The 965-nt window shown below is 26.2% G+C and carries 2 protein-coding genes; both read left to right on the top strand.

From position 1 onward, the window contains the following. On the top strand, positions 1-449 hold a 449-nt coding region (locus OM90_RS12910; protein ID WP_160323680.1), incomplete at its 5' end, for a hypothetical protein. After that, complete coding sequence (locus tag OM90_RS11980; protein ID WP_058487091.1) at positions 427-822, top strand: hypothetical protein; 396 nt, start codon at positions 427-429, stop codon at positions 820-822. The genes OM90_RS12910 and OM90_RS11980, both read left to right, overlap by 23 nt. Positions 823-965 lie beyond the last annotated feature (143 nt).

Below are 965 nucleotides of genomic sequence, written 5' to 3'. Positions count from 1 at the left end.
ATTTTGGAGTAATTATAAGAGATGAATATGAAAAAGCAATAGGAGAATTTGTAAAAGAGATATATAAAGATTTTAAAGTATATGCATACTTTGGAAAAGACTTTGTATTTTCAGAAAAATTAAATAAAGATACTAAAGTAAGTGAAATATATGAAAAAGATGATACTTTTAGATCAAGGGTAACAGTACTAGTTAAAGAAAGTGAAGCCAAAGAAAAAACTATAGAAGAAAGTTTAAAGAAAATAGCAGAAAAGATGGAAGAAGCAAAACTATTTGGAAAGTTAAAAATGGTAATAATTCATGATAATAGATTTGATGAAGTAGGTTGGGGAAATGGTACCTTAAATATGGATGAAGATGTTGTTAAATATGGTATAAAATATCTTTGGGTTCATCCAGTTTATGGAATAAGCGAGGTGGAAGACAGTGGCTTATGGAGAACTAAGTGAAACACAATTAGCACTGCTTGATTGTCTTATATATATTGATGATGTTGTAAAAATTGATGAAGGAGAAAAGGTAACTGTAGGAGAAGTTGTAAAAAGTTTATTAGCAAATAATGCAGAAAATTTAGATAAAAATAAAGACCCTGATGGAGGATATCCTGCTACCATTCCAAGGGAACGATGGATAGATATATTAAAAGCAATACAAGCAGATGAGCAGCTATGTAATTTAGTTATAACCCATCCCATAAATTTTAAAGAGGATGGATACATAGAAGTAGATGGAGAAAAGGTAAAATATATTGAAATAAAAACTCCTTTCTGGAATAAATATAAAAAAACAGAAAGGAGTTTTTTTATAAAAGTAAAAAATTAAAAAAATAAAAATAATATTGAAAATACTATATGATATAGATACAATAATAGAGAAGATTGTAATAAATAAACAATGACACAAAGAAATACAATAATAAGAAATTTATATTATAATCCATTAATAATAAGGAAGTAAAAAAGTAT

It is taken from the genome of Defluviitalea phaphyphila (assembly GCF_001466305.1).
Lineage (GTDB): Bacteria > Bacillota > Clostridia > Lachnospirales > Defluviitaleaceae > Defluviitalea_A > Defluviitalea_A phaphyphila.
Note: the sequence above shows the minus strand (reverse complement) of the source record. Positions and strands in the feature narration are given on the sequence as shown.